General features: G+C 68.7%; 4 protein-coding genes. All 4 read right to left on the bottom strand.

All coding sequences use genetic code 11. The features are described from left to right. Positions 1 to 215: 215 nt before the first annotated feature. A complete protein-coding gene (locus JHC99_RS18020; RefSeq protein WP_292156056.1) occupies positions 216 to 542 on the bottom strand; it encodes a hypothetical protein in 327 nt (108 codons plus the stop codon). Between the two features lie 255 nt (positions 543 to 797). Beyond that, a complete protein-coding gene (locus JHC99_RS18015) occupies positions 798 to 1,541 on the bottom strand; it encodes a hypothetical protein (protein ID WP_292156055.1) in 744 nt (247 codons plus the stop codon). An 82-nt stretch (positions 1,542 to 1,623) separates the two neighbouring features. Further along, positions 1,624 to 2,193 carry a GNAT family N-acetyltransferase gene (locus JHC99_RS18010; protein WP_292156054.1) on the bottom strand — a complete coding sequence of 190 codons (570 nt, stop codon included), beginning with the start codon at positions 2,191 to 2,193 and terminating at the stop codon, positions 1,624 to 1,626. Further along, a partial coding sequence (locus tag JHC99_RS18005) for a prolyl oligopeptidase family serine peptidase (RefSeq protein WP_292156052.1) occupies positions 2,190 to 3,476 on the bottom strand: 1,287 nt, incomplete at its 5' end. The genes JHC99_RS18010 and JHC99_RS18005, both read right to left, overlap by 4 nt.

Genomic DNA, 3,476 nt, shown 5'->3' with positions numbered 1-3,476 from the left:
GGGTGCATCCGGTGACCCGCGTGTGGGTCAGCGGCGGGGGGCTGCTGGGCCGGCACGGGCGGTGGCGCGTGCATCGAATGGTCTTGCGCCAGGGCCGGGGCGGCCAGGGCGAACAGGGATGCGCCGGCGAACGCGCCGACGCGGAAAGGGACAGCCATCAGGGGCTCCTTGAAAGTCTTGAACGGCGCGGACAGGCATCCGCGCGACGGGGACGATCAGGAGGCGAGGCGAGGGGGGCCGTGTTTCGGTGCCGGCGACCGGCCGATCGGCAGGGCCAGCCGGGCGGGCTGGACCGGGCGCGGATGGACGGCCCGGACGGTGGTCGGGGCCGACGGCACGGCGGGAGATACGCAGGCCATGCAGCAGGCCATGACCATGCCGGCCTTGGCCGGGGCGGGCGACTTTGCAGGGGCGTCGTGGTGGGTAGTCGCCATCTCGTGGCAGGGCGCAGCCGTCGCAGGCGCCGCCCAGGCCCCGCCCGCGCCCAGGGTCAGAAGGGCGAAGACGCCGATCAGGCCGAGAATGAGGGACAGGCTGCGCACCGGCTCTGTCTATGCGTGGTGGCTTGCGGACGCAACGCGCCGATGGTCGCGCTGAATTTCCTTCTCCCCTTGCGGGAGAAGGTGGGCGGCGGAGCCGCTCGGATGAGGGGTACGAGGATACAAGGCCGGTGTCCGAAGACCGCACCCTCACTCTCAACGCCCGGTCCCACCCCTCATCCGTCAGCCTCCGGCTGCCACCTTCTCCCGCAAGGGGAGAAGGAAGACGCGCATGCAATCATCGCTGACGGGTCGCGCTCAGGCGGGATCGCGGTGGTAGTCGAGGCCGATCAGCTGGTCGATGACGGTCAGGTCCTCGGCCGTGGTCCAGGCGAAACAGGTCTTGTTGACGTAATAGGGCTTGGCCGACAGGACGAAGAGCCAGGTCTTGGACAGGCCGAAGACGGTGGCCGTGGCGGGGGCGGCCGAACCGGCATCCGCATCGGCGTCAGCTTCGGTATCGGCGGCCGTGTCCGCCTCCGCCTCCGCCTCCGCTTCGGGGACCGGGACCGGGACGGTCTCCGTCCAGGTGAACCGATCGACGATCTGCTTGACCACCGCGCCGTTCGCCTGGCGCTCGCCGATCGGGGCCAGAAGGGGATGGCCCTCCTTGAGCCGCTGCATCTCGATGTCCGCCAGGGTCCGGGCCAGGTCGTTGGCGGCGGTCTGGGTCAGGGTGCGCTCGACACGGCGGACGGTGAAAACGCAGGACGAGGGCCGGGGCTGGGCCAGGGTCCAGGCGTCGCCATAGGTGAAGCGGATCACGCCGTGCGGATCGGCGTCCACCGACAGGGCCAGCAGGCTGTACTGATCGCTCTCGTCGACGCTGGCCACGCCGTCGTCGACGACCAGGCCGTTCTGACCCGCCCGTACGACGCCGCCGGTCTCGGGGAAGGTCACGCCGGGCGCGACGAACATCGGGCGGCTCTGGGCCGACACCGGGCCGGCGATCGCCACCAAGGCGGCAAGGACAAGGGATGCAAACAGGACACGACCGGACATGATCCGGCCTTGGCAGACCCCGGTGTCATCTCGCAAGCGACTTCCCGAACGGCGCGTCACGGTAACCTTTACAGCCCCATCTTCAGGCGAGCGGCAGGCCGGGTGCGGTGGGGTCCGGGTCGGAGACGGCCCCGTGACCGAGCGCCCTCTGCATGAACAGCACGTCCAGCCAGCGATCGAACTTCCAGCCCACCCCTTCGATGGCCCCCATGGGCCGGAAGCCGCAGGCGGTGTGCAGCCGGATCGAGGCCTCGTTGGCGCTGTCGCCGATGACGCCCAGCATCTGGCGAACGCCCAGGTCTTCGCAGTCGTCGATCAGCCGGGTCAGCAAGGCCTTGCCGACGCCGCGACCGTGGGCCGAGGTCGAGACATAGATCGAATCCTCGACTGTGTAGCGATAGGCGGCGCGGACGCGGAACGGTCCGGCATAGGCATAGCCGACGATGACGTCGTCGATCTCGGCCACCAGCCAGGGCAGGCCGAGCGCCAGCACCGAAGCGCGGCGCGCGGCCATCTCGGACTGCGGTGGTGCGACGGTCTCGAAGGTGCCTGTGCCGGTCAGGACGTTCTGGGCATAGATGGCCGTGATTGCCTTGAGGTCGGCGTCGGTCGAGGGACGGACGTGGACGGGGGAGGAAGCGGTCGGGCTCACGTCGCCTCCCAGCCCTTGTCGACGGCCCAGACCGCGAAGGCGTAGTCGTGGGCGACCTCCTTCAGATAGTCGAACCGGCCAGAGGAGGAGAAATGTCCCGCCTCCATGTTGATCTTGAGCAGGATCGGCTTGCCCGAAGTCGTCGCGGGCCGCAGCTTGGCGACCCATTTCTCCGGCTCCCAATAGGTGACGCGTGGGTCCGACAGGCCCCCGGTCGCCAGCACGGCCGGATAGGCCATCGGCACCACCTGATCATAGGGGCTGTAGCTCATCATATAGTCGTAGTCCTCGGCCGACTCGATTGGGTTGCCCCATTCGGGCCACTCCGGCGGGGTCAGCGGAAGCGAGGTGTCCGACATGGTATTGATCACGTCGACGAAGGGCACGCCGCCGATCACCCCGGCCCACAGATCGGGACGCATGTTGGTGACCGCTCCGACCAGCATTCCGCCCGCAGACCGGCCCTCGGCGACGATGTTTCCGGCGGTCGCATATTTGTTGGCGATCAGGTGTTCGGCCGAGGCGATGAAGTCGGTGAAGGTGTTCTTCTTGGTGTGGCGGCGCGCGGTCAGGAACCAGTTCCAGCCCTTGTCCGACCCGCCCCGGATATGGGCGATGGCATAGATCCAGCCCCGATCCACCAGGCTGAGCCGGTTGGTCGAGAAGGAGGCCGGGATCGGATTGCCGTAGGAGCCGTAGCCGTAAAGCAGCAGCGGGGCCGAGCCGTCCACCGGCGTCGACTTGCGGCGCAGGACGGTGACGGGCACCAGCTGACCGTCACTGGCGGGGGCGTTCAGCCGCTCGACGACATAGTCGGCGGGGTCGTGGCCACTGGGCACCTCCTGCACCTTGCGCAGGCTCCGCTCGCGGGTCTTCAGGTCGTAGTCATAGGTCGAGGTCGGGGTTGACGGCGAGTTGTAGCCATAGCGCATGACGGTGGTGTCGAACTCCGACGCCCCGGCCAGCGACAACGCATAGGCGGGTTCGTCCACGGCGATCTCGTGCTCGGCACCGGCGCGGTCGCGGATGACGATCTTCGTATTGGCGTCGGCGCGTTCCTGGCGGCCGATGAAGGCCTTGACCAGGGCGACGCCCTCGATGAACCGGCCGGGCGTGTGGGGGACGAGGTCCTTCCAGTTCGCGGCGCCGGGCGCGTCGGTCGGGGCCTCGACGATCTTGAAGTCGATGGCGTCGTCGGCGTTGGTGCGGATCACCCAGCGGTCGCCCCAGTGGTCGGCGTCGAACAGGCGGGCGGTCTGGCGGGCTTCCAGCACGATCGGGGT

The organism is Brevundimonas sp. (assembly GCF_016463485.1).
Taxonomy (GTDB): domain Bacteria; phylum Pseudomonadota; class Alphaproteobacteria; order Caulobacterales; family Caulobacteraceae; genus Brevundimonas.
Note: the sequence above shows the minus strand (reverse complement) of the source record. Positions and strands in the feature narration are given on the sequence as shown.